We start from the raw sequence: 26,369 nt of genomic DNA, 5'->3' as shown, positions 1-26,369 counted from the left end.
GTGTGTGGATCGGCCCGCAGACCGCTGCACACATCCCCCACGAGTACGGTGAACCGCCATGACCAGGATCCTCGTCGTCGACAACTACGACAGCTTCGTCTACACGCTGAACGGCTACGTCCAGCAGCTCGGGGCCGAGACCGACGTGGTGCGGAACGATGCCTTCCCCGAGTCGGAGATCGCCGACCGCATCGCCGAGTACGACGGCGTGCTGCTCTCGCCCGGCCCGGGGACTCCCGCGGACGCCGGTGTCTCCATCCCCACGGTGCACGCGGCGATCGCGTCCGGCACTCCGCTGCTCGGGGTCTGCCTCGGGCACCAGGCGATCGCGGAAGCCCTCGGCGCCACCGTCACGCACGCGGACGAGCTCATGCACGGCAAGACCTCGCAAGTCGACCACGACGACAGCGTGCTGTTCGCCGGGGTCCCGCACCCGTTCACGGCGACGCGCTACCACTCCCTCGCGATCGTCGACGGCACGGTGCCCGACGAGCTCACCGTGACGGCGCGTACCGGCGGTGGCGTCATCATGGGCGTGCAGCACCGCGCGCACCCGGTGTACGGCGTGCAGTTCCACCCCGAGTCCGTGCTGACCGAGGGCGGCTACCGCATGGTCGGCAACTGGCTCGAGACCACGGGCCTGTCGGGTGCAGCGGAGCACGCTGCCGGTCTGGGTCCGCTCATCGCGACGCACCGCGCCTGACCAGGCTGCAGTCCGCGTGCCGACACGACGGCGTCGTGTGGGGCTCGTGAACCGTCCGCGCGTGGGAGCTGCGGTGCGTGGCGGCGGTGCGCCGTCCCTCCAGACCGGTCACGCCGGTCAGCGACCGTCGTCGCCGCCGTCCTTCTCGTCGCCGTCGTCACCGTTGGCGGGCGGTGCCTGCGAGGGCTGAGCCGGCGCAGCGCAGTAGGTCAGGGCGACCGAGCTGCCCTGGTCGACGTCGCCCTGCGGGGTGTCCTGCTGCGTGACCGCACCGCCGGTGCACGAGTTCGTGGGCGCGGGGGTGACGGTGAGACCGAGTTGCTCCAGCGCGGCCTTGGCGTCGGCGTACTGCTGGTTGGTGACGTCCGGCAGCTGCACCTTGCCATTGGAGATCGTGAGGTTCACCACGGAACCCTTGGCCTGCATCGAACCCGTCTCGGGGTCGGAGCTCAGGACGGTCCCCGCCGGGACGTCCGACGAGTAGTCCGAGCTGATCGCGCCGAGCTGGAACCCGGCGGCGTCGAGGGCCTGCTGCGCAGCCGACTGTGTCTGACCGCTCAACTGGGGGATCGCGACGGGTGCCGGGCCGAGCGACACGACGACGTCCACGCTCTGGCTCCGTCCGACGTTGATGCCGGAGCCGGGGTCGGTCCGGATGACGGTGCCCTTGGCGACGTCGTCGGAGTTCTCCTCGACCTTGACGGCCGTCAGGTCGCGCTTGGCGAGGGCTGCCTTCGCGGCGTCGAAGGTCGACCCGGCCACGTTCGGCACACTCACCGAGGACGACACCGGGGGCTTGCCCGGCTGCAGGTTCGCGACGAAGAACACCACGCCCACGATGACCGCGACCGTCAGCAGGATGCCGACCCAGATCCACGCCACGGGCGGCCGGTTCTGGGTGCGCTGCGGTCGGTGTTCAGCGGTGTCGTCGTCGAGCTCGCGGAAGGCTGCGGCCGGGTTCGACGTGGTGCGCGGGTCGACCCCGAACAACACGGTCGATGCGTCGTTCGCCGCGTTCTGCTGGAGCTTCTTGGTGGACGTCGGCACGCGACCAGCGGCGGCCTGCTGCAGGTCGGTGCGGAACTCGGCGGCGTTCTGGAAGCGCCGGGTGCGGTCCTTGACGAGTGCGTGCAGGGTCACGGCGTCGAGCGCCGGTGAGACCGCCGGGGTGATCGACGACGGTGCAACCGGGTGCTCGCTGACGTGCTGGTAGGCGACGGCGACGGGGGTGTCCCCGAGGAAGGGCGGTCGTCCGGTGAGGAGTTCGAAGAGCACGACACCGGTCGAGTAGATGTCGGTGCGGGGGTCGACGGTCTCGCCGCGTGCCTGCTCCGGCGAGAAGTACGACGCGGTCCCGAGGATCGAGGTGGTCTGCGCGACCGTGGCCGAGGTGTCGGTGATCGCGCGCGCGATGCCGAAGTCCATGACCTTCACCTGGCCGGTGTGGGTCACCATGACGTTGGCGGGCTTGATGTCGCGGTGCACGACGCCGGCACGGTGCGAGTACTCGAGGGCCGTGAGGATGCCCTCGGTGATGCGCACGGCCTCGTCCGGGGCGACCGCGCCCTCGGCGATGATGTCGGAGAGCGGCCGGCCCTCGACGTACTCCATGACGATGAAGGGGACCTGCACCTCGGCGCCGGACGTCTCCGTCACGGTCTCCTCGCCGGCGTCGTAGACCCGGACCACGGTCGGGTGCGCCATGCGTGCGGCCGCCTGGGCCTCTTGCCGGAACCGTGTGCGGAAGGCCGGGTCGTTGGCCAGGCTCGGCTTCAGCAGCTTCACCGCGACCTTGCGACCGAGACGCGTGTCGTTACCGAGGTGCACGGTGGCCATGCCGCCTCGACCGATGACGTCACCGATCTCGTAACGGTTCGCGAGGAGCGTGATCCCCGCGGTCACACCTTCTGGCACGTACTCCTCCGTCTGTCGGTCCGGGCTAGTGTACGGCAGCCCGACCTGGTGAGACGCTGGCCACGGACGGGTCGACCGAACCGTTACCGAACGGTGTCGACAGCCCCCGTCCGGGGGACGTTCGCGGTCAGTCCTGCGGTCCCTGGCTGGGGTTGATGCCCTCGGTCGGGTCGGTCGTCGGCTCCGGGTCGGCCTCCCACGTCGCACTCGTGGTCGACGAGCTCGGCGACGTCAGGTCACCGCACTCCGCCGTGTACGAGAGCGAGATCGTGCCCGGGTCCTTCCCCGTGACCTCGATGGAGGTGTTCGTGACCGTCCCGGTCGACTGGTTCTTCGCGTCGGTGCCGTTGTTGATCGTGTACGTGTAGCCGCTCAGGGAGTGGCCGGCGGGGCATGCCGTGAACGCGTTCCACGAGAACGTCACCTTGCCGTCCGACGAGACCGTGCCGGCCGTCGGGGCGTCGGGTGCGGTCGTGACCGTCGCCACCTCGGTGTACGCCTTGATGGTCACCAGCGATCCCGGTTCGAGGTTGCCGGTGGGGTCGAGCGACTGCACGGTGCCGACCTGTCCGGCGTTCGCCGCCGGGTCGCCGTCGACGATCGTGGCCTCGAGCCCGAGCTGCTGCAGCTTCGCCTGGGCATCGGTCGCCTGCATGCCGACGTAGTCGGCCTGCGACACCGTCACGCGGGCCGGTGTGGTCGGTGTCGGGGGCGGCGTCTGCGAACGGGTCGGCTTCGGGCTGCTCGAGGACTTCGTCGGGGTCGGCTCCGGCTCAGCCGCACCGTTCAGTGCGAAGGCGCCGACGACACCGGCGATCGCGAGCACCACGACGATCCCGACGACCCACCAGATCCAGGCGCGCTTCTTCTTCGGCTCCTCGGCCTCGTCGTTCGACGGGGACACCGGTGCGCCGGGTCCGCCGGCGCCCGCGGCTGCCGCGGCGGACTGTGTGCCGAGCAGTGCCGTGGCGGCGTCGTTCCCCTGGCCCTGCGGCGGGTTGAACGCGACGGTGCCACCCTGCGCGATGGCGGGGACGGCGACGGTGGCCGCTGCGACGTCACCACGGCGGAGCGCCTGTGCGGCGCGCGCCAGGTTGGCGGCGGTGGCGGGACGATCGGCGGGCTTCTTCGCGATGCACGAGATCACGAGGGCAGCGACGGGCTCGGGGATGTCCCCGGGCAACGCCGGCGGCTGCTCGTTGATGTGCGCCATCGCGATCGCGACCTGCGACTCACCCGTGAAGGGACGACGACCCGCGAGGGCCTCGTACGCGACGATGCCGAGCGAGTAGATGTCGGTCGACGGCGACGCCGGGTGCCCGCTCGCCTGCTCGGGCGAGAGGTACTGCACGGTGCCCATGACCTGGCCGGTCGCGGTGAGCGGGACCTGATCGGCGATGCGCGCGATGCCGAAGTCGGTGATCTTGACGCGGCCGTCCGGCGTGATGAGCAGGTTGCCGGGCTTGATGTCACGGTGCACGAGACCGACCGCGTGTGCGGCCTGCAGGGCGTTCGCGGTCTGCGCGACGATGTCCAGGACCTTGTCGACGGGCAGCGTGTGCTCGCGCTCTATCATGGTCGACAGTGCTTCGCCGGGGACGAGCTCCATCACGAGGTAGGCGCTGCCGTCCTCTTCACCGTAGTCGAAGACGTTGGCGATGCCCTCGTGGTTGACGAGCGCAGCGTGGCGGGCCTCGGCGCGGAAGCGCTCGAGGAACCCGGGGTCGCCGAGGTACTCGTCCTTGAGGATCTTGAGTGCGACGGTTCGGCCGATGACGAGGTCGGTGGCCTGCCACACCTCTCCCATGCCGCCGATGGCGACCCGGGACGAGAGCTGGTACCGCCCACCGAAGGTGAGTCCGCTGGTGGGTCTCATTTGTTCAGCACCGCCTCCATGACTTTCTTCGCGACCGGGGCCGCGACCGTGTTGCCGACTCCCGACTGACCGAGCCCGCCGCCGTCTCCGACGACGACCGCCACGGCGACCTCCGGGTCCTTCGCGGGCGCGAACCCGGTGAACCAGAGCGTGTAGGGATCGCCTGTTCCGCCCTCGGCCGTGCCCGTCTTCCCTGCGACGTCGACACCGTCGATCTTGGCATTCGTTCCGGTCCCGGCGTTCACGACGCTCTGCATGGCCTCGGTGAGGTCAGCGGACTCGGAGGACGACAGCGGATCACTGTACTGCCTCGGGGAGAAGGACTCGACCGTCTTCAGGTCGCTCGTGGTGATCGAGTCGATGAGCGAGGGCTGCATGACCTTGCCACCGTTCGCGATGCCAGCCGACACCATGGCCATCTGCAGCGGGGACACCCGGACGCTCGCCTGCCCGAACGCGCTGAGCATGAGCTGCGCCGTGGAGTCGACCTCGGGGTACTGGCTGGCGGTGGCGGACATCGGGACCTCGATGGCGTCACCGAAGCCGTACTTGTCGGCCATGCTCTTGATCGCGTCGTACCCGAGCTTCTGCCCGAGTTCGGCGAACGGGATGTTGCACGAGTACTGGATGGCCGTGCGGAGCTTGACCTTGTCGCCACCGCCGCAGGTGCCACCCTCGGCGTTGTTGATGTACGAGCTCGTGCCGGGGAGCTGCAGGCGTGACGGGTTCGGGAACGTCGAGTCGAGGTTGTACTTGCCGCCCTCGAGCGCCGCCGATGCGACGACGAGCTTGAAGACGGATCCGGGCGTGTACAGGTCGCCGCCGATCGCGCGGTTCTGCAGCGGGGACGACGAGGCGCCGAGCAGGGCGTCGTACTGCTCCTTGACCTTCGCGGTGTCGTGCGAGGTGAGGGTGTTCGGGTCGTAGCTCGGCTTCGAGACCATCGCGAGGATCTTGCCGGTCTTCGGCTGGACGGCGACGACGGCGCCGCTGTTCGTGCCGAGGGCGTCGTACGCGGCCTGCTGCACGGCGGGGTCGATCGTCAGGTTGACGTTGTCGCCCTGGACGTCCTGGCCGGTGAGGATCGAGTTGAGGTTCTGGAAGAACGAGGCGTCCGAGTTGCCGGACAGCACGGTGTTCTCCGCGCTCTCGATGCCGGTGTTGCCCTGGCCGATGGTGAAGTACCCGGTGACGGCGGAGTACAGGTCCCCGTTCGTGTACTTGCGCTGGTACTCGTACTGGTCGTCCACCGGGGTCGACTCGGCGATCGGGCTGCCGTCGACGAGGATCGCACCGCGCTTGGTCGAGTAACTGTCCAAGATGGTGCGTGAGTTGCGGGAGTCGGCGCGGAGCGTGTCAGCCGAGAAGAACTGGATCGAGGTCGTCGACACGAAGAGTGCGACGAACATGAGCACGATGACGGTCGAGACACCGCGGAGCTGTCGGTTCATCGACGACGCTCCTTCCTGGTCGCGCGCGCGGACCGCCCGCTCGCGGCGGGGATCGCGCCCTGCTGGACGCGTTGTTCGGCTGGGATGGAATCGGTGAGTCGCAGCAGCATCGCGGCGATGATCCAGTTGGCGATGAGCGAGGAACCACCCGCGGCCATGAACGGTGTGGTCAGGCCGGTCACCGGGATCACGCGGGTGATGCCACCGACGACGACGAACACCTGCAGGGCGATCACGAAGCCGAAGCCGACGCCGAGGAGCTTGCCGAAGTCGTCCTGTGCCATGAACCCGACGCGGATGCCGCGCGAGGCCAGCACGATGAAGAGCGCCAGGATCGCGAAGACGCCGATCAGGCCGAGCTCTTCGCCGAGCGAGGCGATGATGTAGTCGGCGTTGGCGACGGGTGTGATGTACGGGCGCCCCTGGCCGAGGCCGGTGCCGGTGATGCCGCCGTTCGCGAAGCCGAAGAGCCCCTGCACGAGCTGGTAGCTCGCCTGGGTGTCGCGGCTGAAGACCTCTTGGTTGAACGGGTCGAGCCACTGCTCGAAGCGGCCGTGCACGTACTCGAGGGCGCTCTGCGCGACGAGGGCACCACCGACGAACAGCGCTAGACCGATGACGACCCAGCTGATCCGCGCGGTCGCGACGTAGATCATCACGAGGAACAGGCCGAAGTACAGCAGCGCCGTGCCGAGGTCGCGCTGGAAGACGAGGACCGCCATCGCGGCGCCCCACATCACCAGGATCGGGCCGAGGTCGCGGGCACGCGGGAACGTCATGCCGAGGAACTTCTTGCCGACGATCGACAGTGAGTCGCGCGCGGTGACGAGGTACCCGGCGAAGAACAGCGCCATGGTGATCTTCGCGAGTTCGCCCGGCTGGAACGAGAACGGTCCGATCTTGATCCAGACCCGTGCGCCACCGATGTTCTGACCGATGCCGGGCAGGATCGGCAGCAGCAGCAGCGCGATCGTCAGGAACATGAAGATGTAGCGGTACCGCTGCAGGAACCGGTGGTTCCGCACCAGCAGCAGCGTGATGATCGCCAGGACCATCGCGAGCATCGTCCAGACGATCTGCTTCACACCGATGGCGTCCCAGCCGGTCAGGCCGTTGTGGACGTCGATGCGGTAGATCTCCGCGATGCCGATGCCGTTCAGGACGAGTGCGATCGGCAGGACGAACGGGTCGGCGTTCTTGGCGACGACCCGCAGCACGACGTGCATCACGAGCCCCAGCCCGAGGATGCCCCCGCCGACCCACAGCACCGAGGTGTCGAACAGTCGCCCCTTGGTGCCGAGCTGCACGAGCACCATCGCGCCGGCGCAGATGCCGCAGGCGATGACCAGCAGCACGAGCTCGAGGTTCCGAGCACGTGCGGGTTCACGGAGCTTGATCGTGATCGCCTGCGTGAACGACTGGGCGGTGGCGTTGCTCATCGCGAGCCCCGGGTCGGGGACGGGGAGGGCGTCGACGACCGGGTCGGTGACGGCGAGGGTGACGAGGTGGATCCGCCGTCACCGCCGGTACCGGCTTGGTCCTGCCCGGTCTCGGCGGCCTTGCGCAGTCGGTCGACGATGTCCCGCGCGTCGTCGAGCGACTGCGCGTTGATCGTCGAGCGGACGTTCTCGCGGGTGTAGTCCGGGAGCATCGACACGGTGATGTCGGTGTCCTCGTAGACGTCCGACAGCGCCAGTGGTCCGATCGACTGCTGGACGCCCTTGTAGATCGCGACCGTGCCGCGGTCGGTGCCGACGTAGTAGTGGTCCTGGGTGATCCGCCAGCCGAGGAACACGGCCCCGACCAGGGCAGCGACCGCCACCACGAGCGCGACCGTCCACGAGACCCGACGTCGGATGCGGCGTCGGCGGTCCTCGGCGATCAGCTCCGCGAAGAACTGGTCGGATTCGGGCTCGAAGTGCGAGTCCTCTGGAGCCGTGGTGACCTTGAGCGGGTGCAGCAGGATCGTGGGGAGGCGGATCGGCTTGCGGCCGGTCGACGCCTCGAAGGTCAGGGGAGCGGCCGCGGACCCGACGGTGGTGGCCGCGTCGTCGTCGTCGTCGACCTCGTCCGCGGTGACGTCCATGACGACGACGGTGACGTTGTCGGGGGCGCCGTGGTCGAGGGTCTCCTTGACCAGGCGCTGCGTGACCTGGTTGGCGTCCATGTTCGACGCCAGCGCGTGCCGGATGCGCTCTTCGGCCAGGTACGACGACAGGCCGTCGGAGCACAGCAGCCAGCGGTCGCCCGGCTGGATGTCCATGATCGCGGTGTCGACCTCGGGTGCCGCATCGACGTCGCCGAGCACCCGCATGAGCACCGAGCGACGGGGGTGGACCGCGGCTTCTTCCGGGGTGATCCGGCCGCTGTCGACCAGGCGCTGCACGAAGGTGTGGTCCGACGTGATCTGCTGCAGTTCACCGTCGCGGTGGCGGTAGATGCGCGAGTCACCGATGTGGGCGATCGCGATCTGGTCGCCGACCCGGATCATCGCGGACACCGTGGTGCCCATGCCGGTCAGTTCCTGGTGCTCGAAGACCGTCTCGGTGATGAGCTGGTTCGCGGCGATCAGTGCCGACTGCAGCGCGAACTCGGCGTCGTGGGCCGAGGGGAACTCGCGGTCCACCTCCCTGATGCGCCGGATTGCGATCGCCGAGGCGACGTCGCCGCCGGCGTGCCCACCCATGCCGTCCGCGACCGCGAACAGGTGCGCCCCGGCGTAGCCGGAGTCCTGGTTGTTCGCGCGGATGCGGCCCACGTGGGACACAGCGGCGCTCAACGTGCGAGCGGTCATGCCGGGTTACCGCCGCAGCTCGAACGTCGTCGTCCCGATCGTGATCGGCGTGCGCTCCGCGACGATCAGGGGAGCGCTCACCTTCTGACCGTTGACGAAGGTGCCGTTCGTGGACTCGAGGTCGGTGAGGAGCCAGCCGTCGGTGCGCAGGTCGAGCCGGGCGTGGTTGGTCGAGGTGTAGTCGTCGCGGATCACGACGTTGGACTCGCTGGAGCGACCGATCGTGATCGGTCCGCCGCCGAGCGGCATCTCCATGCCCTCACGCGCGCCCTCGGTGATCACGAGGCGGGTCGCGGCTGGCGATGCGGACTGCGTCGCCTGGGTCGGTTGCCCGATCAGGTCGGTGAACGCTCCACCCGAGGCCGCTGCCGGCGCCGCCGCTGCGGGGATCGTCGGGGTCGTCGGTCCGGAGGGAGCCGACTTGGAATCCGTGGGGATCGTGCGCACGCGCTGGCCGAAGAGATCACTGCGCAGGGCGAAGACGATCACGAAGACGAACAGCCAGAGCACCGCGAGGAACGCGAAGCGCAGGACGAGCAGGGTCAGGCCTGTGGTCATCGAGCACCTCCGTCGTTCTCCGGGATCACCCGGAACACCATACGGGTACGACCGATCTCGATGGTGGAGTCCGGCTCCACGATCGCCTGTTGGAAGTGCTGTCCGTTCAGCTTCGAGCCGTTCGTCGAGCCCAGATCCGTGGCCTGGGCGTGCTTGCCGTCCCACAGGACCTCGACGTGCTTCCGGCTCGTCCCGGTGTCCGCGATGGTGATGTCGGCGTCACTGCCACGGCCGATCACGGTGCGTCCGCGCTGCAGGCGGTGGCGCTGCGAGCCGATGTCGAGCACGGCGATCCAGGCGACGTCGCGCTGCACCGTGGTGGAGTCGATCTGCAGGATGCCCGTCGACAACGTGCCGTCCTGCTGCAGCCGGATGGTGACCGGTCCGGAGAACGAGTAGTTCTGCGCGACGGCGTGCTGGTGGGCCATCTGCGTGAGTTCGTCGATGAGCGGACGACCGACGTCGTTCATGCGCGTGAAGTCCGGCGGCGCGAGGCGCACGGTGAACTCGTTCGGCACCAGGATGCGCTCTCGCGACACCACGGCGGCCTTCGTGTCGAGCTCGCGGCGCAGGGCGCTGGAGATCTCGACCGGCTGCACACCGGAGCGGAAGGTCTTCGCGAACGCGCCGTTCACGGCGCGCTCCAGCCCTCGCTCGAAGTTGTCCAGCAGGCCCATGTGTCTCCAGAGTCGTCGGTCGTCAACCACTGCATGGTAGTGGTTGGCGCAGGGGGCAGTCTGTGCGTGGTAGTGTTTTGGGGCTGGCGCGAGTGGCGGAATTGGTAGACGCGCACGGTTCAGGTCCGTGTGCTGGAAACGGCGTGGGGGTTCAAGTCCCCCCTCGCGCACCAGGCAAACAGCGAAAGGCCCCGGAGGAATCCGGGGCCTTTCGTGTTTCTTCCGGGGCGTCCCGGAGCGGCCGTCGCCGGATGGCGGATCAGGTCCGATCGGCGTCCGTCGCGTGGTCGGGATCCGGCCAGGAGGCGCGGCTCGACCCCGACACGCCGGGTCCGGAGAACCCGTGGTCGGGTCTTCCCGCACCGCTCCGGTCCACCCGCGCCGCTAGCGTGACCAGGTGACCGAAGATCGTGCAGCAGTCCCTCGTCCCGGTGTCGACGTCCCCGATGCCCGTGGGCGGACCGGACTCGACGCCGTCGGCCGTGACCTCGAGCGCAACCCCGACGTCGTCGTGCGGGACGTCGAGGTCGTGTCGGACGGCTGGCACGTGCTCCGTCGCACCACGCTCGACGTCCGGCGCCGGGACGGCCGGTGGGACCGGCAGCAGCGCGAGACCTACGACCGGGGGAACGGCGCCACGGTGCTGCCGTACGACGCCGAGCGCGGCACCGTCCTGCTCACCCGGCAGTTCCGGTGGCCGGCGTACGTGAACGGGCACCCGGACGGGATGCTCATCGAGGCTGCGGCGGGGCTGCTCGACGAGGACGACCCCGAGACCGCCGTCCGACGCGAAGCCGCCGAGGAGCTCGGCATCCGGCTGGGTGACCTGGTGCGCGTCGGCGACGTCTTCATGAGCCCCGGTTCGGTCACCGAGCGTGTCCACTTCTACGTCGGTGCCTACACGCCGGCGGACCGGGTCGAGGCGGGAGGCGGGGTCGAGGACGAGGGTGAGGACATCGAGGTGCTCGAGCTGGCACTCGACGAGGCGCTCGCGATGGTCGAGGACGGCCGGATCGCCGACGGCAAGACGATCATGCTGCTGCAGTGGGTGGCACTGCGGTCGGTGGCAGTGTGGCGGGTGTCACCCCGACAGGGCTGAGCCGTCCAGGCCCACCGCTCGGGCGATCGTCGTGCGGACCAGGCCTTCGCGGGTCGGTCGGTCGAGGTAGTCGACCAGGGCGTACCCGTTGGTGGCGTCGACGAGCGCGAAGAGCAGGCGTCCTACGCCGTCCGGGTCGTCGGTCCACAGCACGCCCGTGCGCACCCCGTCGACGACGACCGTGGTCGCGAGGACTTGCCAGTCGTCCATGACGTCCCGTGCCGCGGTCGCCAGTGCCGCGTTCGTGCGGCCGATGCTCCACGCGTCGGCCCAGAGGGTGGCGACGTCGTCGCGCGCGGGATCGGCGATGCAGCCGAGCAGGGTGCGGAGGCCGGAGACGGGGTCGGGCGCAGCGGCGACGATCGCGCGGACCTCGGCGACCTCCGCTGTCGCGACGGTGCGGAACGTCTCGCCGACCAGGTCCTCCATGCTCGGGCGGTAGTGGGCGACGAGCGACGGCGCGACCCCGATCACGGCGGCGACCCCGCGGAGCGTCACCGCCGCGAGGCCCTCGGCGCGCGCCAGGTCGACGGCCGCCGCCGCGATCTGGGATCCGCGTTCGGCCGGGCTCAGGCGCCGGCGGGCCGGTGTCGTCGGCATCGTCCCACCGTATCCGCGCGTCACGCGCCCTCGACGACGAAGGCTGCCCACAGGTCGGCACGAGTCGCGAAGACGGCGAGGTCGCGGTCGAGGAGCCGACCGGCGTGCTCGACCCGGGAGCGTGCGGTGTGGCGGTGGATGCCGAGCACCTGGGCGGCGCGGTCGTACTCGCAGTTCTGCTCGAGCCAGGCACGGACGGTGCGGGTGAGCTCGGTGCCCGCCGATCGGTCGTGTTCGAGCAGGGGAGCGAGGAACGCGCGGGCGACGGCTCCGGCGTCGACGTCCACGTGGGCCAGGTGTGCGAGGACGCCTTCCCGGGCGAGGTCGCCGAACTCGGTGGTGCCCGGTCGTCCTTCGCGCCGACGGTCCAGGGCCTGCACGGCCTCGGTGCGAGCGCGGCCGAACGACCGGTACGCGGCACCGTCCGACAGGCCGGCCCGCAGGTCGAAGCGCCCGACCAGTTCCTCGACGATCGCGGTGTCGTCGGCGCTCACGCACAGGAAGAGGGCGTCGTCGACGGCGAAGAAGAGCTGTCCGGGCCGGTCCTGCACCCACAGTTCGAGCAGGTCGACGACGGTGTCGAGGTCGTGGTCGTCGACGTCGAGGGCCGCGATCCGGACGGGTTCGGCGGGCAGGGGACCCCACACCTCGCGCGACGTCGACTGGACCACCTCCGGATCGCCGACCGAGAGCATGGTGAGCAGGCCGGTGCGCAGGAGCCCGCGTGCCCGGGCCAGCTCACGGTTCTGCTGCAGCGCGAGTCCGGCGAGGGCGATGACGGACGTCACCACCTCACGTCCGGCGCGGTCGAGCGCACCACCGTTGGCGATCGCGAGCACGCCGCTCAGGTGGCCCCCGCTGCCGAGGGTCTGCAGGGTGAACCCGGTGTGGTGCTCGGTGGTCACCGGCAGGCTCGCCCGCTGTCCCGCGCGCAACAGGCGCAGCGCCTCGGTCCGGAGCAGCTCGAGGTCCTGGGCGGGCACTTCGTCGCTCGGGTGCCCGCGGTCGAGCCGTCCCGACACGTCGAAGAGCCCGACCCAGCCGTCGAGCTGCCCGGAGAGCTCGGCGATCGTGGCGCCGAGTCCGTCCGGGCGCATCGCCGCGAGCGAGATCGCCCGCTGTGCGGCGAGGGCCCAGGCGTTCCGGGCGTTCGCGTCGCGGGCGACCGCTTCGGCGTTCGCCTGCGCGACCGCGATGAACGAGGTCTCGTAGGGCACCTCGAACAACGGGAGCCCGTGCTGCGAACAGGCGGCGACGAGGGCGTCCGGGGTGCCCGCGCGGACGACCTCGGTGCCGAACCCGAGTGCGACGACGCCCCGGTCGACGAGTCGGCGGACGTACGGGCCGGCGACGTCCTCCGGGACCTCGGCCTCGGCGCCGAACTGGGTGCCCGTGGTCAGCAGTCCCTGCCCGTCGGCCAGGAACGGCGTCGGGTCCTCGAGGTCGGAGCTGTGCAGCCACGACAGCGGGGCGTCGAGGGCGCCCGTGTCCGCGTCGGTCAGCGGGCGGAGGCGGAGGTCGGCACGGTGCAACAGGGAACGCAGCGTCGCGGGCATGGGAGCACCTTATCCACCGGGGCGATCCGACCGGTGCTCGATGTACACGGTGGACAGCCACCGGGGTCGCCGCAGGCTCCTACCATCGCCGCATGTCCTCCACCGCAGCACCATCGATCAGTGCGCCCACCGGCGGCCCCTCGCTGCCCCAGGAACGACGGCTCGTCACGGCCGTCCCCGGCCCCCGGTCTCGAGAGCTCATGGCGCGGAAGGCCGGAGCCGTCGCGGCCGGGGTCGGGGTCGCCGTGCCGATCGCCGTCGTCGCGGCCGGTGGTGGGGTCGTCGTGGACGCGGACGACAACTCGTTCGTCGACCTGGGGTCCGGGATCGCCGTGACCAGCGTCGGCAACGCGCACCCCGCCGTCGTCGCCGCGGTCACCGAGCAGGTCGCTGCCTTCACCCACACGTGCTTCACGATCGCCGCCTACGACGGGTACGTCGCGGTCGCCGAGGCACTCAACCGGCTGACCCCCGGTGACCACGAGAAGCGCACGGCGCTGTTCAACTCCGGCGCCGAGGCCGTCGAGAACGCCGTGAAGATCGCGCGCAAGCACACCGGTCGGCAGGCCGTCGTGGTGTTCGACCACGCGTACCACGGGCGCACGAACCTCACGATGGCGCTCACCGCGAAGAACCAGCCCTACAAGGACGGCTTCGGCCCGTTCGCGCCCGAGGTCTACCGGGTGCCGATGTCCTACCCGTTCCACGACGGCCTCTCCGGGCCCGAGGCGGCGAAGCGCGCGATCAGCCAGATCGAGAAGCAGGTCGGCGCGGCGAACACCGCTGCGCTGCTCATCGAACCGATCCAGGGGGAGGGCGGCTTCGTCGTCCCCGCGCCCGGGTTCCTCACCGCCCTGTCCGAGTGGACCACGGCGAACGGCGTCGTGCTCATCGCCGACGAGGTGCAGACCGGCTTCGCGCGCACCGGGTCGATGTTCGCGAGCGAGCACGAGGGGATCGTGCCGGACGTCGTCACGACCGCGAAGGGCATGGCCGGCGGTCTGCCCCTGTCCGCCGTGACCGGGCGCGCCGAGATCATGGACTCCGCGCACGTCGGCGGGCTCGGCGGCACCTACGGCGGCAACCCGATCGCCTGCGCCGCCGCCCTCGCCGCGATCGACGCGTTCGAGCACGACGGGCTGATCGACCGAGCCCGCGAGATCGGTGAGGTGCTGCTCGGACGACTCCGTGCCGCGCAGACGACCGACCCGCGGATCGGTGACGTCCGCGGACGCGGCGCGATGGTCGCGATGGAACTCGTGGACCCCGCGACCGGCGAACCGGACGCAGCATTGACCGGGAAGGTGGTGCGGTCGGCGTTCGAGCACGGCGTCATCGCGCTGACCGCCGGTACGTACGGCAACGTCGTCCGGTTCCTGCCCCCACTGTCGATCGGCGACGCCCTGCTCCACGAGGGACTCGACGTCGTCCTGGAAGGACTCGCAACCGCATGACCACCGGCACCACCACCGCCCCTGCGGCCGACCGCACCGACGCCGAACGCGAGCTGCTCGCCCGCGTCCCCACGGGCCTCCTGGTCGGCGGCACCTGGCAGTCGTCGGCCGACGGCCGGACCTTCGCCGTCGTCGACCCCGCCACCGGCGAGACGCTGCTCGACATCGCAGACGCAACCCCCGAAGACGGTGTCCGCGCCCTCGACGCCGCGGAAGCCGCCAAGACGGGCTGGGCGAGCACACCGCCGCGGCACCGCGCCGAGCTGCTCCGCCGCGCGTTCGACCTGCTGCAGGAACGACGCGAGGAGTTCGCGCTGCTCATGACGCTCGAGATGGGCAAGCCGCTCGCCGAGGCCCGCGGCGAGGTCGCGTACGGCGGAGAGTTCCTGCGCTGGTTCTCGGAGGAAGCGGTCCGGATCGGCGGCTCGTACGGCACCAACCCGGAGGGCACCGGCCGTGCCACCGTCTCCCACAAGCCCGTCGGCCCCGCGTTCCTCATCACACCGTGGAACTTCCCGCTGGCGATGGCGACCCGGAAGATCGCACCGGCGCTCGCCGCCGGGTGCACGGTCGTCGTGAAGCCGGCCGAGCTCACGCCGCTCACGACGCTGCTGTTCGTCGACCTGCTGCGCGAGGTCGGTCTGCCCGCCGGGGTGGTCAACGTGGTCCCGACAACGCGGGCCGCTGACGTCTCCGGGCCGGTGATCGCCGACCCCCGGCTCCGGAAGCTGTCCTTCACGGGCTCGACGCCGGTCGGACGCACGCTGCTCGCCCAGGCGGCGCAGAACGTGCTCCGGACGAGCATGGAGCTCGGCGGCAACGCCCCGTTCCTGGTGTTCGCCGACGCCGACCTCGATCTGGCCGTGGAGGGCGCGCTCGCCGCCAAGTTCCGCAACACCGGGCAGGCGTGCACCGCCGCGAACCGGTTCCTGGTGCACGAGGACGTCGTCGACGAGTTCACGCGCCGGATCGCCGAACGCGTCGAGGCCATGCGGGTCGGCCGCGGCACCGAGGACGGCGTCGCCATCGGACCGCTCATCGACGACCGCGCCGTCGACAAGGCGCACCGCCTGGTCACCGACGCGCTCGACCGCGGGGCGACGCTCCACACCGGCGGCCACCCGGTCGACGGCCCCGGCACCTTCTACGCGCCCACGGTCCTGACCGACGTGCAGCCCGGCAGCGACCTGCTCCGCGACGAGATCTTCGGACCCGTCCTGGCGATCCGGACCTTCCGGACCGAGGACGAGGCCGTGGCCGCCGCCAACGACACCGAGTACGGTCTGGTCGGCTACGCGTTCACCGAGGACCCGGCCCGCGGCCAGCGCCTGACGGAGCGGCTCGAGACCGGCATGCTCGGACTCAACACCGGGGTCGTCTCGAACGCGTCGGCCCCGTTCGGCGGGGTGAAGCAGTCCGGCCTCGGCCGCGAGGGCGGTGGCGAGGGCATCGCTGAGTACCTCGAGACCATGTACACGCTGACCCCGGACCCGTTCCGGAGCACCACCACCGAAGGAGCAGCACGATGATCGAGAGCGACGTCGTCGTCATCGGAGCCGGTGTCACCGGCCTGACCGCCGCGAACCGCCTGCGCGCCGCGGGACTGACCGTCACGGTGCTCGAGGCGCGCGACCGCGTGGGCGGCCGCACCTGGACGAACGACATCGATGGCGTCACGCTCGAGATCGGTGGCCAGTGGGTCTCGCCCGACCAGACCGCACTGCTCGAGACCCTCGACGAACTCGGACTCGACACGTACGACCGGTACCGCGAGGGCTCGAGCGTCTACGTCGACGCCGAGGGCACCCGCACCGAGTACACCGGCGACATCTTCCCGCTGCCCGAGGCGACGGCGAACGAGATCGAGCGACTCGTGACCGTCGTCGACGAGTACGTCGCAGCGGTCGACCCCGCGCGCCCCTGGGAGACCCCGGACGCCGCCGCACTCGACGAGGTCTCCTTCCGTGCCTGGCTGCACGCGCTCAGCCCGGACCGCGTCGCCACCGACAACGTCGAACTGTTCATCGCCGGCGCCATGCTCACCAAGCCGGCGCACGCGTTCTCGGCACTGCAGGCCCTGCTGATGGCTGCCTCTGCCGGGAGCTTCACGAACCTGGTCGACGCCGACTTCATCCTCGACAAGCGCGTCGTCGGCGGGATGCAGCAGGTGTCGGAGCGGCTCGCCGAGCGCCTCGGTGACGCCGTGCACCTGAACGCGCCGGTGCGCACCCTCCGCTGGACCGACGACGGGGTCGTCGCGCTCGCCGACGGCGGCATCGAGGTCCACGCCCGGCAGGCGCTCGTAGCCGTGCCGCCGCCCCTGTACTCGCGGATCTCGTACGAACCCCCGCTGCCCCGTCGCCAGCACCAGCTGCACCAGCACCTGTCGATGGGCTTCGTCATCAAGGTGCACGCCGTCTACGGCCGGCCGTTCTGGCGCGGCGCCGGGCTCTCGGGCACCGCGTTCAGCCCGTACGAGGTCGTGCACGAGGCGTACGACAACACCGAGCACGGCTCCGAGCAGGGCACGCTCGTCGGGTTCGTCTCCGACCAGCACGCGGACGACCTGTTCGCGCTGTCGGCCGAGGAACGGAAGGCCCGGGTGCTCGGTTCGCTCGCCCACTACTACGGCGACGAGGCCCTGCGCCCGGTCGTCTACTACGAGAGCGACTGGGGCACCGAGGAGTGGACCCGTGGCGCCTACGCGGCGAGCTTCGACCTGGGCGGGCTCGTCCGCTACGGCGCCGACCAGCGTGCAGCCGTCGGCCCGATCCGGTTCGCGTCGAGCGACCTGGCCGGGCAGGGCTACCAGCACGTCGACGGGGCGGTGCGGATCGGGCGCGAGGTCGCCGACGAGATCCTGGCCGTCACCCCGGTCGCCGCCGGCTCCGGCGCTGCCGCCTCGTCCGTCTGAACGGGTGCAGCGTCGACCGCGCGTAGCGTCCGGGCCATGAGCGACACGACGGCGAACGGATCCAGCGACCCCAGCGAGGTCGAAGCGCAGTACACCGAGGACCTGCCCGACGGGTCGCCCACGGGCGACGCGACGAAGGACCCCGCGCAGGACAGCGACACGGACTCCGGCGGCGAGCCCGCCGACCCGCAGCAGTAGCGGCGACCGACGAGCGGACGGGAGGCACAGTGCCAGCTGGCACCGTGCCTCCCGTCCGTCGTGGAGCCGGGTCCAGAGCGTCCGTCAGCCGATGCGGATCAGCTTCTTGTTGACGAACTCGTCGGCCCCCAGGGGGCCGAGTTCGCGGCCGAAGCCGCTGCCCTTGACGCCGCCGAACGGCAGTTCGGGGCTGTCCGCGCCGACGATGTTGACGTAGACCATGCCGGCCTCGAGCCGGTCTGCGACGCGGAGTGCCTGGTCGGAGTCGGTCGTGAACAGGTACGAGCCGAGGCCGTACGGGGTGTCGTTGGCGAGTGCGACGGCGGCGTCCTCGTCGGCGACCCGGTACACGGCGGCGACGGGGCCGAAGAACTCCTCGCGGTACGCGTCGTTGTCCGGCGTGACGTCGGTGAGGATCGTCGGCACGAAGGCGTTGCCCTGGCGGTCACCACCGGTGACGACCGTCGCACCCTGCGCGACGGCGGACGCGAGCTGCTCCTGCAGTCGGTCCCCGGCGGTCGGGGACGACAACGGGCCGAGCTCGGCACCGGGCACGGACGGGTCCGTCGGCGAGACCGCCGACATGGCCGTCGTGAACTTCGCCAGGAAGTCGTCGTACAGGTCGTCCACCACCAGGAAGCGCTTCGGGGCGTTGCAGACCTGTCCGTTGCCCTCGAGGCGGGTCGTGACGGCGGACTCGACGACGGAGTCGAGATCGTCGGTGGACAGCACGATGAAGGGGTCCGACCCACCGAGCTCGAGCACGACCTTCGTGAGGTTCCGGCCGGCGATCTCGGCGACGGCGGCACCGGCGCGGGCGGACCCGGTCAGCGAGACCCCCTGCACGCGCGGGTCGGCGATGACGTCTGCGGCCTGGTCGTTCGTCGCGAAGACGTTCGTGTACGCGCCCTCGGGGAACCCGGCGTCGTGGAAGATCCGCTCGATCGCCAGGGCCGACTCGGGGCACTGCGGTGCGTGCTTGAGCAGGACCGTGTTGCCGATGAGCAGGTTCGGGCCGGCGAACCGGGCGATCTGGTAGGCGGGGAAGTTCCACGGCATGATGCCGAGCAGCACGCCGATCGACGACTTCCGGATGAAGGCGCTGCCCTCGGAGCCGTCGGCCAGCGTGATCGGCTGGTCGGCGAGGAACTCCTCGGCGTGGTCGGCGTAGTAGTCGTAGATGTCGGCGCAGAAGTCCACCTCGCCCTCGGCCTGGTCGATCGGCTTCGCCATCTCGCGCACGATCGTGGCGGCGAGGTCGGCGTGACGCTCCCGGTACAGGTCCGCGACGCGGTGGAGCAGGGCCGCGCGGTCGGCGACGGTGCTGGTGCGGCCCCACTCGCCGTGGGTCTGGTGGGCGGTGGTGACGGCGGCGCGCAGCTCGTCGTCGGTGATGGTCGGGAACGTCTCGAGGGTCGTGCCCGTGGTGGGGTCGGTGACGGCGTACATGGCGTCCTCTCGTGGTGGGTCAGGCCTGGTCGGTCAGCTGCTTGTTGACGCCGGTGACCGGCTGGTTCTCGTCGAAGCTCTTCGGCAGCACCCGGAAGCCCTTCGTGATGACGAGCAGGTAGGCGAAGCCGATCGCAGCCCACACTCCTCCTGCGATCAGTGCGTCGGCGTGGAGCTGCGACCAGAGCACACCCGTCAGGACCATCGCGAGGCCGGGCAGGACGATGTACTTCCACCGGTCACCCGCGGTGTGGCGGCGGCCCTGCCGAACGGCGAAGTGCACGATGACGCTCGCGTTGACGAAGGTGAAGGCGACGAGCGCGCCGAAGTTGATGTACGACGAGATGGTGTCGAGCGAGAAGCTCATCGCGAGCAGCGTGACCGCCCCGACGAAGACCACGTTGAACACCGGGGTGTGCGTGCGCGGGTTGACGTAGCCGAACACCCGCTTCGGCAGGACGTTGTTCCGACCCATCACCATGAGCATGCGGGCGACGCTCGCGTGCGAGGCGAGCCCCGACGCCAACGCGGCGACGAACCCGGCCGACACCAGGACCGCCTGGAACACCGGGCCACCGACGAGCAGGCCGATCTGGGGGAGCGGGTCGTCGGTGAACTCGCCGAACGGGGTGTTCGTCGGGAACCGCAGCTGCGCGAAGTACGCGGACACCAGGAAGATCGCGCCGCCGAGCAGCACCGTCAGCATGATCGCCCTCGGCATGATCCGGATCGACTTCGCCTCTTCCGTGTACATCGTCACGGCGTCGAAGCCGATGAACGAGAAGCAGACCACCGTCGCACCGGTGAGCAGGGCGGACATCGTCACGCCGTCGTGCACGAACGGCTCGGTGCTCGCGATCGTGCCGGCGCCGGCGCCGTGGACGAGTTCGATGACCGTGAAGACCACGAACGCGATCATCGCCAGGATCGCGCCGATGAGCAGCACCATGTTGAGGTTCGACGTGCCGCGCATCGACAGGCAGATCACCGTCGTCACGAACACCGTGTAGACGACGACCGTCACCCACGACGGCAGCGCCGGGAACACCTGCTCCAGGTAGAGCCGGATGATCAGGGCGTTCACCATCGGCAGCAGCAGGTAGTCGAGCAGGGACGCCCAGCCGACCATGAACCCGAGGTTCGGGTGCATCGACTCCCGCACGTACGTGTAGGCCGAACCGGCTGCCGGGTAGACCCGGACCATCTTCCCGTAGCTGATCGCCGTCAGGGCCATGATGACCAGCGCGATCAGGTACGCGCTCGGCACGGCGCCGTCGGTCTGCCCGGAGACGATGCCGAAGGTGTCGAACACCACCGTCGGGGTCATGTAGCCGAGGCCCAGGCCGACGATCGCCCAGAGTCCGAGGCTCCGCTTCAGGGAACCGCCGCGCGCAGGTGTTGCCGGTGCTGTCGGTGTGGGGACCGCGGTCGGTGATGCCATGTGCGTGGACTTCCCTGCTGGGTCGGGGGATGGGCAGCGCCGGAGCTGGGCTGGGCAGCGTCGCCCGGACTGGTTCGGAGCAACATACCGATGTGCGAGTGCTCGGTGGACCGGCCGCGGTGTACAGACGTCGGGCAGTTGCTGTACACCGCGGCGATGGCTCAGACCGCCGGCTGTTGCTGCGTGATGCAGTGCAGGCCGCCGCCGCGCGCGAAGACCTGACGAGCGTCGATCGAACGCACCTGACGACCCGGGTACACATCGGCGAGGATGCCGCGGGCGCGGTCGTCGGCAACGGCGTCACCGAACGCGCAGGCGATCACGGCGCCGTTCACCACCACGTGGTTGACGTAGTTCCAGTCGACCGGGCCGTCGTCGTCGGTCAGGGTCGACGGGGCCGGCAGTTCGACGATGGTCGCGTCCGTGGCCTGCTCGAGCGCCCGACGGATCTGCGGCATCACCAGGTGGTCCGGGTGGCCGGCGTCGGGCTGCGCGTGCAGCAGGACCGTGCCCGGATCGGCGAAGGTCGCGACCATGTCGACGTGGCCCCGGGTCCCGAACCCGTCGTAGTCACGGGTCAGGCCGCGGGGCAGCCAGACCACGTTCGTCGCGCCGATCGTCCGGGCGAGCTCGAGTTCGACGCGCTCGCGGTCGGCGTACGGGTTCCGTCGCGGATCGAGCTGCACGGTCTCCGTCACCAGGACCGTGCCCGTGCCGTCGACGTGGATCGCCCCGCCCTCGTTCACGAGCAGCGACGGGATCCGCCGCGCACCGGCGGCGGCCGCGACCGTGGCGGCGACCTCGGCGTCACGGGTCCACGTCGACCAGGAGTTCGCGCCCCAGCCGTTGAAGACCCAGTCCACGGCGCCGAGCTCGCCGGTCACGTCGTCGACGACGAACGTCGGCCCGATGTCGCGCATCCAGAAGTCGTCGAGGGGCGCTTCGAGCACCTCGACCGCGGTCGACAGCAGGCGACGAGCGTCGGCTCGCGCGACCGGGTCCACGACGATCGTGACGGGCTGGTGCTCGCTGATCGTGTTGGCGGTGGTCGCCCACGTCCGTCGCGCCGCCTCGGCGCTCGCCGCGTCGTCACCGAGCGTCAGGCCGGGGCGCGGGAACGCCATCCAGGTGCGTTCCTGCGGAGCCGTCTCGGGAGGCATCACCCACGTCATGCGCGCACCTCCGGTCCGGCGTCGGTCGCCGCCACCCCGATGGCCGCGACGATCGCGTCGCGTGCGCCGTACGCGTGGCGGTCCTCGTCGACCGGGGCGACGAGCCCCGCGTAGAGGTCGGGGCGACGGGTCACGTAGAAGGGGAACAGTCGGAGCCACTCCGTCCGGGCCTCGAGGTCGAGGTCCGCCACGAGCACCGCGTCAGCGTCACGCGGAGCTTCGGCGAGCACGCGGCCGAACGGGTCCGAGATGAACGACGACCCGTAGAACGTGATGTCGCCCTCGTCGCCCCAGCGGTTCGGGACGACCATGAACTGGCCGGCGGTGATGCCGTTCGCGACGATGACCTGCCGCCAGATCGGCGCGGTGTCGAAGTCCGGGAACGTCGGCTCGGAGCCGATCGCCGTCGGGTACGCCAGGACCTCGGACCCGGCGAGGCCGTAGGACCGAGCCACCTCGGGGAACCACTCGTCCCAGCACGTCGGCAGTCCGACGCGTGCGCCGAGACCCGCCGGCTCGTACACCGGGAAGGCGTCGTCGTCCGTCCCCGCGCGGAAGTACGTGTCCTCGTAGTAGCCGGCGCTGATCGGGATGTGGGTCTTTCGGGTCCGGCCGACCAGGGTGCCGTCGGGGGCGACGAGGACGGCGGTGTTGTAGCCGCGGGGGTCGTCTGGCTGGTCGTCGTCGGCAGGGCGCTCGTACAGCGAGGCGTGGACGAACACCCCGTGCTCAATCGCCTGTGCGCGGGTGAAGGTGACCGTCGGGCCGTCCTCGAGCGACTCGGCGAGGTCCTTCGGGACACCACTGGCCGGAGTGTCGCCGGGGTAGCGGCGCAGGGTGAGCTCGGGCAGGAACACTGCCGCGGCGCCGTTGGCCGCGGCGGTGGCGATGCCGTCGGCGAGTTGTGCTCGGTGGGCAGCGGGGTCTTCGAGCCAACGCACCTGCACGAGGGCGACGCGGGTCGAGCGGCGGGGGGTGCCGGTGTCCTGGTGCAGCGGAGACGGGTGCGGGGGAGCGATGACGACGTCCATCCCGCCATTGTTGATCGCATGGTCAATGAGCGCAAGGCCCAGGGGGAGTTGGGTGGGGTGATGAGCGAACCCATCGTCACGCCGCTCGGCTTCTCGCACGTGCGCCTCACGGTCACGGACATCCGCCGGAGCAAGGCCTTCTACGAGCAGCTGTTCGGCATGTCGCCCGGCAGTGACTTCAGCGACCAGATCGACGACCCGACGATCCACGACGACCCGTGGCGGACCTACGGCGGGTGCTCGTTCACGTTCGGCGGGCAGACGCTCGGCCTGCGACCGGTCGCCCCCGCCGAGGACCGGTTCGATCCCGACCGAGTCGGCCTCGACCACGTGTCGTTCCGCGTCGGGTCCGTCGACGACCTGCACGCCGCCGTCGAGCGGCTGGACGCCGCCGGCATCGAGCACGGCGACGTCACCGACCTGCCGCCGTTCGGCCTGGTGATCCTGTCCGTGCAGGACCCCGACGACGTCAACCTGGAGTTCGCGGCACCTCGACCCTGAGTCGCGGTCCGCTGGTGTCCGCTTGCCGCGTCCGTCACCCGGACCTCCAGGTGCCACGGAAGCGGGGAGCGTTGCCTGATCGCGTCAGATCTCAGGAGGAGACAGCATGAGCAAGACCTGGTTCATCACCGGAGCGTCGAAGGGCTTCGGCCGCGAGTGGGCGGAAGCCGCCCTCGAACGTGGAGACTCCGTCGCCGGCACGGCCCGCGACACCGACGACGTGCAAGCACTCGTCGACCAGTACCCGGACACGTTCCTCGGACTGCAGCTCGACGTGACCGACCGTGCCGCGGACTTCGCGGCCGTGCAGCGCGCGGCGGAGCACTTCGGCTCGCTCGACGTCGTCGTGAACAACGCCGGCTACGGCCACTTCGGCATGGTCGAGGAACTCACCGAGGACGACGTCCGCGCCCAGCTCGAGACGAACCTGTTCGGAGCGCTCTGGGTGACCCAGGCCGCGCTTCCGATCATGCGGGAGCAGGGTTCCGGGCACGTCATCCAGGTCTCGAGCATCGGCGGGATCAGCGCGTTCCCGACCGTCGGCGCCTACCACGCGTCGAAGTGGGCGCTCGAGGGGCTGTCGCAGTCCCTGTCGCAGGAGGTCGCCGGCTTCGGCATCCACGTGACGCTCATCGAGCCGGGCGGCTTCTCGACCGACTGGTCCGGACCGTCGTCGAAGAAGAGCGACGAGATCGCCGCCTACGCCGACGTCCGCGAGGCCGCGTCGAAGCGCCCGTCGGCCGCCGACCCCGGCAAGCCCGAGGCGACCCGCTCGGCGATCCTGAAGGTCGTCGACGCCGAGCAGCCGCCCCTGCGCGTCTTCTTCGGCAAGGCGCCGCTCGGCATCGCCGAGCAGGACTACGCGTCCCGCCTGGCGACCTGGCGCGAGTGGCAGCCGGTGTCGGAGGAAGCACACGGCTCCTGAGCGACCTCAGCTGATGATGTTGACCGCGCGCGAGATGACCAGGGCCAGCAGGATGAACCCGCCGAGTGCCTGGTAGGCCATGATCATCTTCGCGCGCACGGTCATCGGCATCGTGTCCGTCGGGCTGAACGCGACCATGTTCGTCATCGCGACGTAGAGGTAGTCGAGGTAGACCGGTCGCCACGCAGCGGTCTTCGGGTCGGTCTCCTGTGGGAACTGGAAGTCTGCCTCGTCACTCGTCCACAGCTCCGGACGCCGTCGGGCCACCGGCCCGCCCCGGTCGAGCTCCCAGTACACGAGCCCGAACGCGATGATCGTGCTCACCCACACCTGCAGGGCGGTGAGCAGCACGGCACCGCCGTCGGCCTGGCCACCGAGGAGCACCTCGATCGTCCGGACCACGGTCAGCTGGTTCGCGACGGTGAGCAGGATCGCCAACGAGAAGGACACCCACCGCGACCAGGTCGTCTCGCGGGTCAGTCGTCGCGGGTTGAAGACGACGAGCGGGATCAGCAGCAGGACGCCGAGCACCGGGACCACCCACGACGGGAAGAACAGCACCTCGCTCGGCAGGAACAGGCTGAGCCCGAGGTTCACCAGGACGGCGATCGCCACCGGCGCGCGGTGCTCGTGCCGGTGTGTGGTCCGCGTCGTCGTCACGGCTCCGAGTGTGGCACTCGAACATCGTTCCGGGCCCGTGCGACCCGTGAGGGTCCGGTCAGCAGGGCAGCCGTGTCACTCTCACCGGCACCTGGAACATCAGTAGGCTGGTGGCGGGCCGCGTCACCGCCGGAGCGTGGCCCGAGCAAGGATGAAGCCCACCGCTGGGCAAACAGCGATGGGCTTCGATTTGCTCTCCGAGTGGAGAACGAGGGACAGAACGCGTCCCGAGCTTGAACTCGGAACAACTGTAACTCGATCACCGTCGGGTCGCACGTCCCTCGGCCCCTGCTCTTCGTGTCCGCCGGCGCTGACACGGAAGGTGGTTCGGATGTCCTCCGACGACGAACCGCGTCGACGCCGTCAGGTGCCGTGGTTGGGGATCGCGACGTTGCTCGTGACCCTGGCCCGGTTCCTGCACGACGTGTGGCGCAAGGGTTGAGCCCAGGGTGTCCCGCGCTCTTGCCGGCGCGGGGCACCCGTCGGGAGCCGCTCAGTCGACGCGCGCCGGCACCCGGTCGTCCTCGACGTCCGCCCGGATCACCGCGAGCGCCAACCCGCGCCGGCCGCGGGTCGCCCACACCGCGGTGACCGGGCGCGGGGCGTCCGCGTCGGTGGCCCGCCCCGACCCGGCGAGCAGTCCCACGAGCGGAGCGAGGAGCGTGCCGACCATGGCGCCGGTGGTGTTCGCGAGCAGGCCGGTGAACACGCGCCTCCGGGCGACCGCGTGCCGGGCGAGAGCACCGAGGGGCACGAAGAGCAGCACGTTGAACAGGACCTGCGCGGACGCCGGGTCGACGGTACTGACCGCCAGGGCGGACGGAGCCGATGTCAACCGCTCGGAGGACCCGGGATCGATCCGTCGTCGCACGGGGTCGCGTCGCCCGGGGGACGATCCGCGGGCGCTCGGTGCGCAGGCTGATGGCATGTCCGAACGCAACCGTCCCACCGTCCGTCTCCTCGCCGCCGTTGTGGTCGCCGGCTCCGTCGCGGTGCTCGCGACCGGGTGCAGCTTCGTCCAGCAGCAGACGGGCGATGCCTGGTCCGTGACCTACGAGGTCAGCGTCGACCAGCCGAGCGGGGCCGCGCTCACCGACGTGCGCGTCGAGGGCGCCGAGAAGCGCGGCGACGCCCCGGAGGTGCACCGGCTCGGCACGCAGGAGACGAGCACGCAGAAGACGAGCACGGAGGAGACGAGCACGCAGAAGACGGGTACCTGGGAGCACGAGTCGATCGTCCTCGCCGAGCAGCGCGCCTCGGTCCGGGCGACCCCGGCGCGGGGTGCGACGGCGACCTGCCGGATCCTGCTCGACGGCAAGCGCGAGATCGCCACGGAGACCGCTGCGGCGGGTGAGCCCGTGACGTGCTCGGTCGACACCCCCGCCTTCGACTGAGC

The 26,369-nt window shown here is 70.4% G+C and carries 24 protein-coding genes and 1 tRNA gene; 10 read left to right on the top strand and 15 right to left on the bottom strand.

The window, feature by feature from the left end; all coding sequences use genetic code 11:
- Positions 1 to 58: 58 nt before the first annotated feature.
- On the top strand, positions 59 to 703 hold the full coding sequence (locus EDF42_RS01835) for an aminodeoxychorismate/anthranilate synthase component II (RefSeq protein ID WP_123339319.1): 645 nt from the start codon (positions 59 to 61) through the stop codon (positions 701 to 703).
- A 117-nt stretch (positions 704 to 820) separates the two neighbouring features.
- On the opposite strand, the gene pknB is transcribed toward EDF42_RS01835, so the two are convergent.
- The 7 genes from pknB to EDF42_RS01800 form a co-directional block, all read right to left on the bottom strand.
- Positions 821 to 2,617: a Stk1 family PASTA domain-containing Ser/Thr kinase gene (gene pknB / locus EDF42_RS01830; RefSeq protein ID WP_260234982.1), complete on the bottom strand. Its 1,797-nt coding sequence runs from the start codon at positions 2,615 to 2,617 to the stop codon at positions 821 to 823.
- A gap of 127 nt (positions 2,618 to 2,744) precedes the next feature.
- The gene (locus tag EDF42_RS01825) at positions 2,745 to 4,493 is read right to left on the bottom strand and encodes a serine/threonine-protein kinase (protein ID WP_123671299.1); all 1,749 of its coding nucleotides are present in this window, start codon (positions 4,491 to 4,493) and stop codon (positions 2,745 to 2,747) included.
- A complete protein-coding gene (locus tag EDF42_RS01820) occupies positions 4,490 to 5,944 on the bottom strand; it encodes a penicillin-binding protein 2 (RefSeq protein WP_123339316.1) in 1,455 nt (484 codons plus the stop codon). Before EDF42_RS01820 ends, EDF42_RS01825 begins: the two co-directional genes overlap by 4 nt.
- Entirely contained in the window at positions 5,941 to 7,383 is a 1,443-nt protein-coding gene (locus tag EDF42_RS01815) for an FtsW/RodA/SpoVE family cell cycle protein (protein ID WP_123339315.1), read from the bottom strand. Before EDF42_RS01815 ends, EDF42_RS01820 begins: the two co-directional genes overlap by 4 nt.
- A complete protein-coding gene (locus EDF42_RS01810; protein ID WP_123339314.1) occupies positions 7,380 to 8,738 on the bottom strand; it encodes a Stp1/IreP family PP2C-type Ser/Thr phosphatase in 1,359 nt (452 codons plus the stop codon). Before EDF42_RS01810 ends, EDF42_RS01815 begins: the two co-directional genes overlap by 4 nt.
- A gap of 6 nt (positions 8,739 to 8,744) precedes the next feature.
- Positions 8,745 to 9,296 (bottom strand): FHA domain-containing protein, encoded by a 552-nt coding sequence (locus EDF42_RS01805; RefSeq protein WP_123339313.1) that lies wholly within the window; start codon positions 9,294 to 9,296, stop codon positions 8,745 to 8,747.
- Entirely contained in the window at positions 9,293 to 9,973 is a 681-nt protein-coding gene (locus tag EDF42_RS01800; protein ID WP_123292929.1) for a DUF3662 and FHA domain-containing protein, read from the bottom strand. Before EDF42_RS01800 ends, EDF42_RS01805 begins: the two co-directional genes overlap by 4 nt.
- Before the next feature lie 86 nt (positions 9,974 to 10,059).
- Between EDF42_RS01800 and EDF42_RS01795 the strand changes: the two genes are divergently transcribed.
- Together EDF42_RS01795 and EDF42_RS01790 are read left to right on the top strand one after the other, a co-directional pair.
- Positions 10,060 to 10,146: transfer RNA gene (locus tag EDF42_RS01795), tRNA-Leu, on the top strand.
- A gap of 224 nt (positions 10,147 to 10,370) precedes the next feature.
- A complete protein-coding gene (locus tag EDF42_RS01790; protein WP_123671298.1) occupies positions 10,371 to 11,072 on the top strand; it encodes an NUDIX domain-containing protein in 702 nt (233 codons plus the stop codon).
- Here the strand turns inward: EDF42_RS01790 and EDF42_RS01785 are convergent.
- Together EDF42_RS01785 and EDF42_RS01780 are read right to left on the bottom strand one after the other, a co-directional pair.
- Positions 11,055 to 11,672, bottom strand: coding sequence for a TetR/AcrR family transcriptional regulator (locus tag EDF42_RS01785; protein WP_123339311.1), 618 nt, complete (start codon positions 11,670 to 11,672; stop codon positions 11,055 to 11,057). The genes EDF42_RS01790 and EDF42_RS01785 overlap by 18 nt on opposite strands.
- Positions 11,673 to 11,692: 20 nt before the next feature.
- On the bottom strand, positions 11,693 to 13,228 hold the full coding sequence (locus tag EDF42_RS01780) for a PucR family transcriptional regulator (protein WP_123671297.1): 1,536 nt from the start codon (positions 13,226 to 13,228) through the stop codon (positions 11,693 to 11,695).
- Between the two features lie 92 nt (positions 13,229 to 13,320).
- Here EDF42_RS01780 and gabT point away from each other — a divergent pair, with 92 nt between their 5' ends.
- The 4 genes from gabT to EDF42_RS18780 are packed head-to-tail and all read left to right on the top strand — an operon-like array spanning position 13,321 to position 17,794.
- The gene (gene gabT, locus EDF42_RS01775; RefSeq protein WP_123339539.1) at positions 13,321 to 14,682 is read left to right on the top strand and encodes a 4-aminobutyrate--2-oxoglutarate transaminase; all 1,362 of its coding nucleotides are present in this window, start codon (positions 13,321 to 13,323) and stop codon (positions 14,680 to 14,682) included.
- The gene (locus EDF42_RS01770; RefSeq protein WP_123671296.1) at positions 14,679 to 16,211 is read left to right on the top strand and encodes an NAD-dependent succinate-semialdehyde dehydrogenase; all 1,533 of its coding nucleotides are present in this window, start codon (positions 14,679 to 14,681) and stop codon (positions 16,209 to 16,211) included. The genes gabT and EDF42_RS01770 overlap by 4 nt, the downstream gene beginning before the upstream one ends.
- Positions 16,208 to 17,596 carry an NAD(P)/FAD-dependent oxidoreductase gene (locus EDF42_RS01765; RefSeq protein ID WP_123671295.1) on the top strand — a complete coding sequence of 463 codons (1,389 nt, stop codon included), beginning with the start codon at positions 16,208 to 16,210 and terminating at the stop codon, positions 17,594 to 17,596. The genes EDF42_RS01770 and EDF42_RS01765 overlap by 4 nt, the downstream gene beginning before the upstream one ends.
- A gap of 36 nt (positions 17,597 to 17,632) precedes the next feature.
- Positions 17,633 to 17,794: a hypothetical protein gene (locus tag EDF42_RS18780; RefSeq protein WP_185040715.1), complete on the top strand. Its 162-nt coding sequence runs from the start codon at positions 17,633 to 17,635 to the stop codon at positions 17,792 to 17,794.
- An 84-nt stretch (positions 17,795 to 17,878) separates the two neighbouring features.
- On the opposite strand, the gene EDF42_RS01760 is transcribed toward EDF42_RS18780, so the two are convergent.
- The 4 genes from EDF42_RS01760 to EDF42_RS01745 all read right to left on the bottom strand — a co-directional run bounded on the left by EDF42_RS01760 (position 17,879) and on the right by EDF42_RS01745 (position 22,887).
- A complete protein-coding gene (locus EDF42_RS01760) occupies positions 17,879 to 19,243 on the bottom strand; it encodes an NAD-dependent succinate-semialdehyde dehydrogenase (RefSeq protein ID WP_123671294.1) in 1,365 nt (454 codons plus the stop codon).
- Between the two features lie 19 nt (positions 19,244 to 19,262).
- Entirely contained in the window at positions 19,263 to 20,684 is a 1,422-nt protein-coding gene (locus EDF42_RS01755; protein ID WP_123671293.1) for an APC family permease, read from the bottom strand.
- 161 nt (positions 20,685 to 20,845) lie between these two features.
- Entirely contained in the window at positions 20,846 to 21,856 is a 1,011-nt protein-coding gene (locus tag EDF42_RS01750) for an agmatine/peptidylarginine deiminase (protein WP_123671292.1), read from the bottom strand.
- Complete coding sequence (locus EDF42_RS01745) at positions 21,853 to 22,887, bottom strand: nitrilase-related carbon-nitrogen hydrolase (protein ID WP_123671291.1); 1,035 nt, start codon at positions 22,885 to 22,887, stop codon at positions 21,853 to 21,855. The genes EDF42_RS01750 and EDF42_RS01745 overlap by 4 nt, the downstream gene beginning before the upstream one ends.
- 60 nt (positions 22,888 to 22,947) lie before the next feature.
- Between EDF42_RS01745 and EDF42_RS01740 the strand changes: the two genes are divergently transcribed.
- Together EDF42_RS01740 and EDF42_RS01735 are read left to right on the top strand one after the other, a co-directional pair.
- Positions 22,948 to 23,388, top strand: coding sequence for a VOC family protein (locus EDF42_RS01740; RefSeq protein WP_123339303.1), 441 nt, complete (start codon positions 22,948 to 22,950; stop codon positions 23,386 to 23,388).
- Between the two features lie 106 nt (positions 23,389 to 23,494).
- Positions 23,495 to 24,313, top strand: a complete 819-nt coding sequence (locus EDF42_RS01735; protein WP_123671290.1) for an SDR family oxidoreductase — start codon at positions 23,495 to 23,497, stop codon at positions 24,311 to 24,313.
- 6 nt (positions 24,314 to 24,319) lie between these two features.
- On the opposite strand, the gene EDF42_RS01730 is transcribed toward EDF42_RS01735, so the two are convergent.
- Both EDF42_RS01730 and EDF42_RS01725 read right to left on the bottom strand, forming a co-directional pair.
- Positions 24,320 to 24,973 (bottom strand): DUF1345 domain-containing protein, encoded by a 654-nt coding sequence (locus EDF42_RS01730; protein ID WP_123671289.1) that lies wholly within the window; start codon positions 24,971 to 24,973, stop codon positions 24,320 to 24,322.
- A 493-nt stretch (positions 24,974 to 25,466) separates the two neighbouring features.
- Entirely contained in the window at positions 25,467 to 25,808 is a 342-nt protein-coding gene (locus tag EDF42_RS01725; protein ID WP_123671288.1) for a VanZ family protein, read from the bottom strand.
- A 91-nt stretch (positions 25,809 to 25,899) separates the two neighbouring features.
- On the opposite strand from EDF42_RS01725, the gene EDF42_RS18600 reads away from it, so the two are divergent.
- A complete protein-coding gene (locus EDF42_RS18600; RefSeq protein WP_148053814.1) occupies positions 25,900 to 26,367 on the top strand; it encodes a hypothetical protein in 468 nt (155 codons plus the stop codon).
- Positions 26,368 to 26,369 lie beyond the last annotated feature (2 nt).

It is taken from the genome of Curtobacterium sp. PhB172 (assembly GCF_003752545.1).
Taxonomy (GTDB): Bacteria; Actinomycetota; Actinomycetes; order Actinomycetales; family Microbacteriaceae; genus Curtobacterium.
The sequence above is the reverse complement of the archived record's forward strand: the minus strand, read 5'-3'. Positions and strand labels throughout refer to the sequence as shown.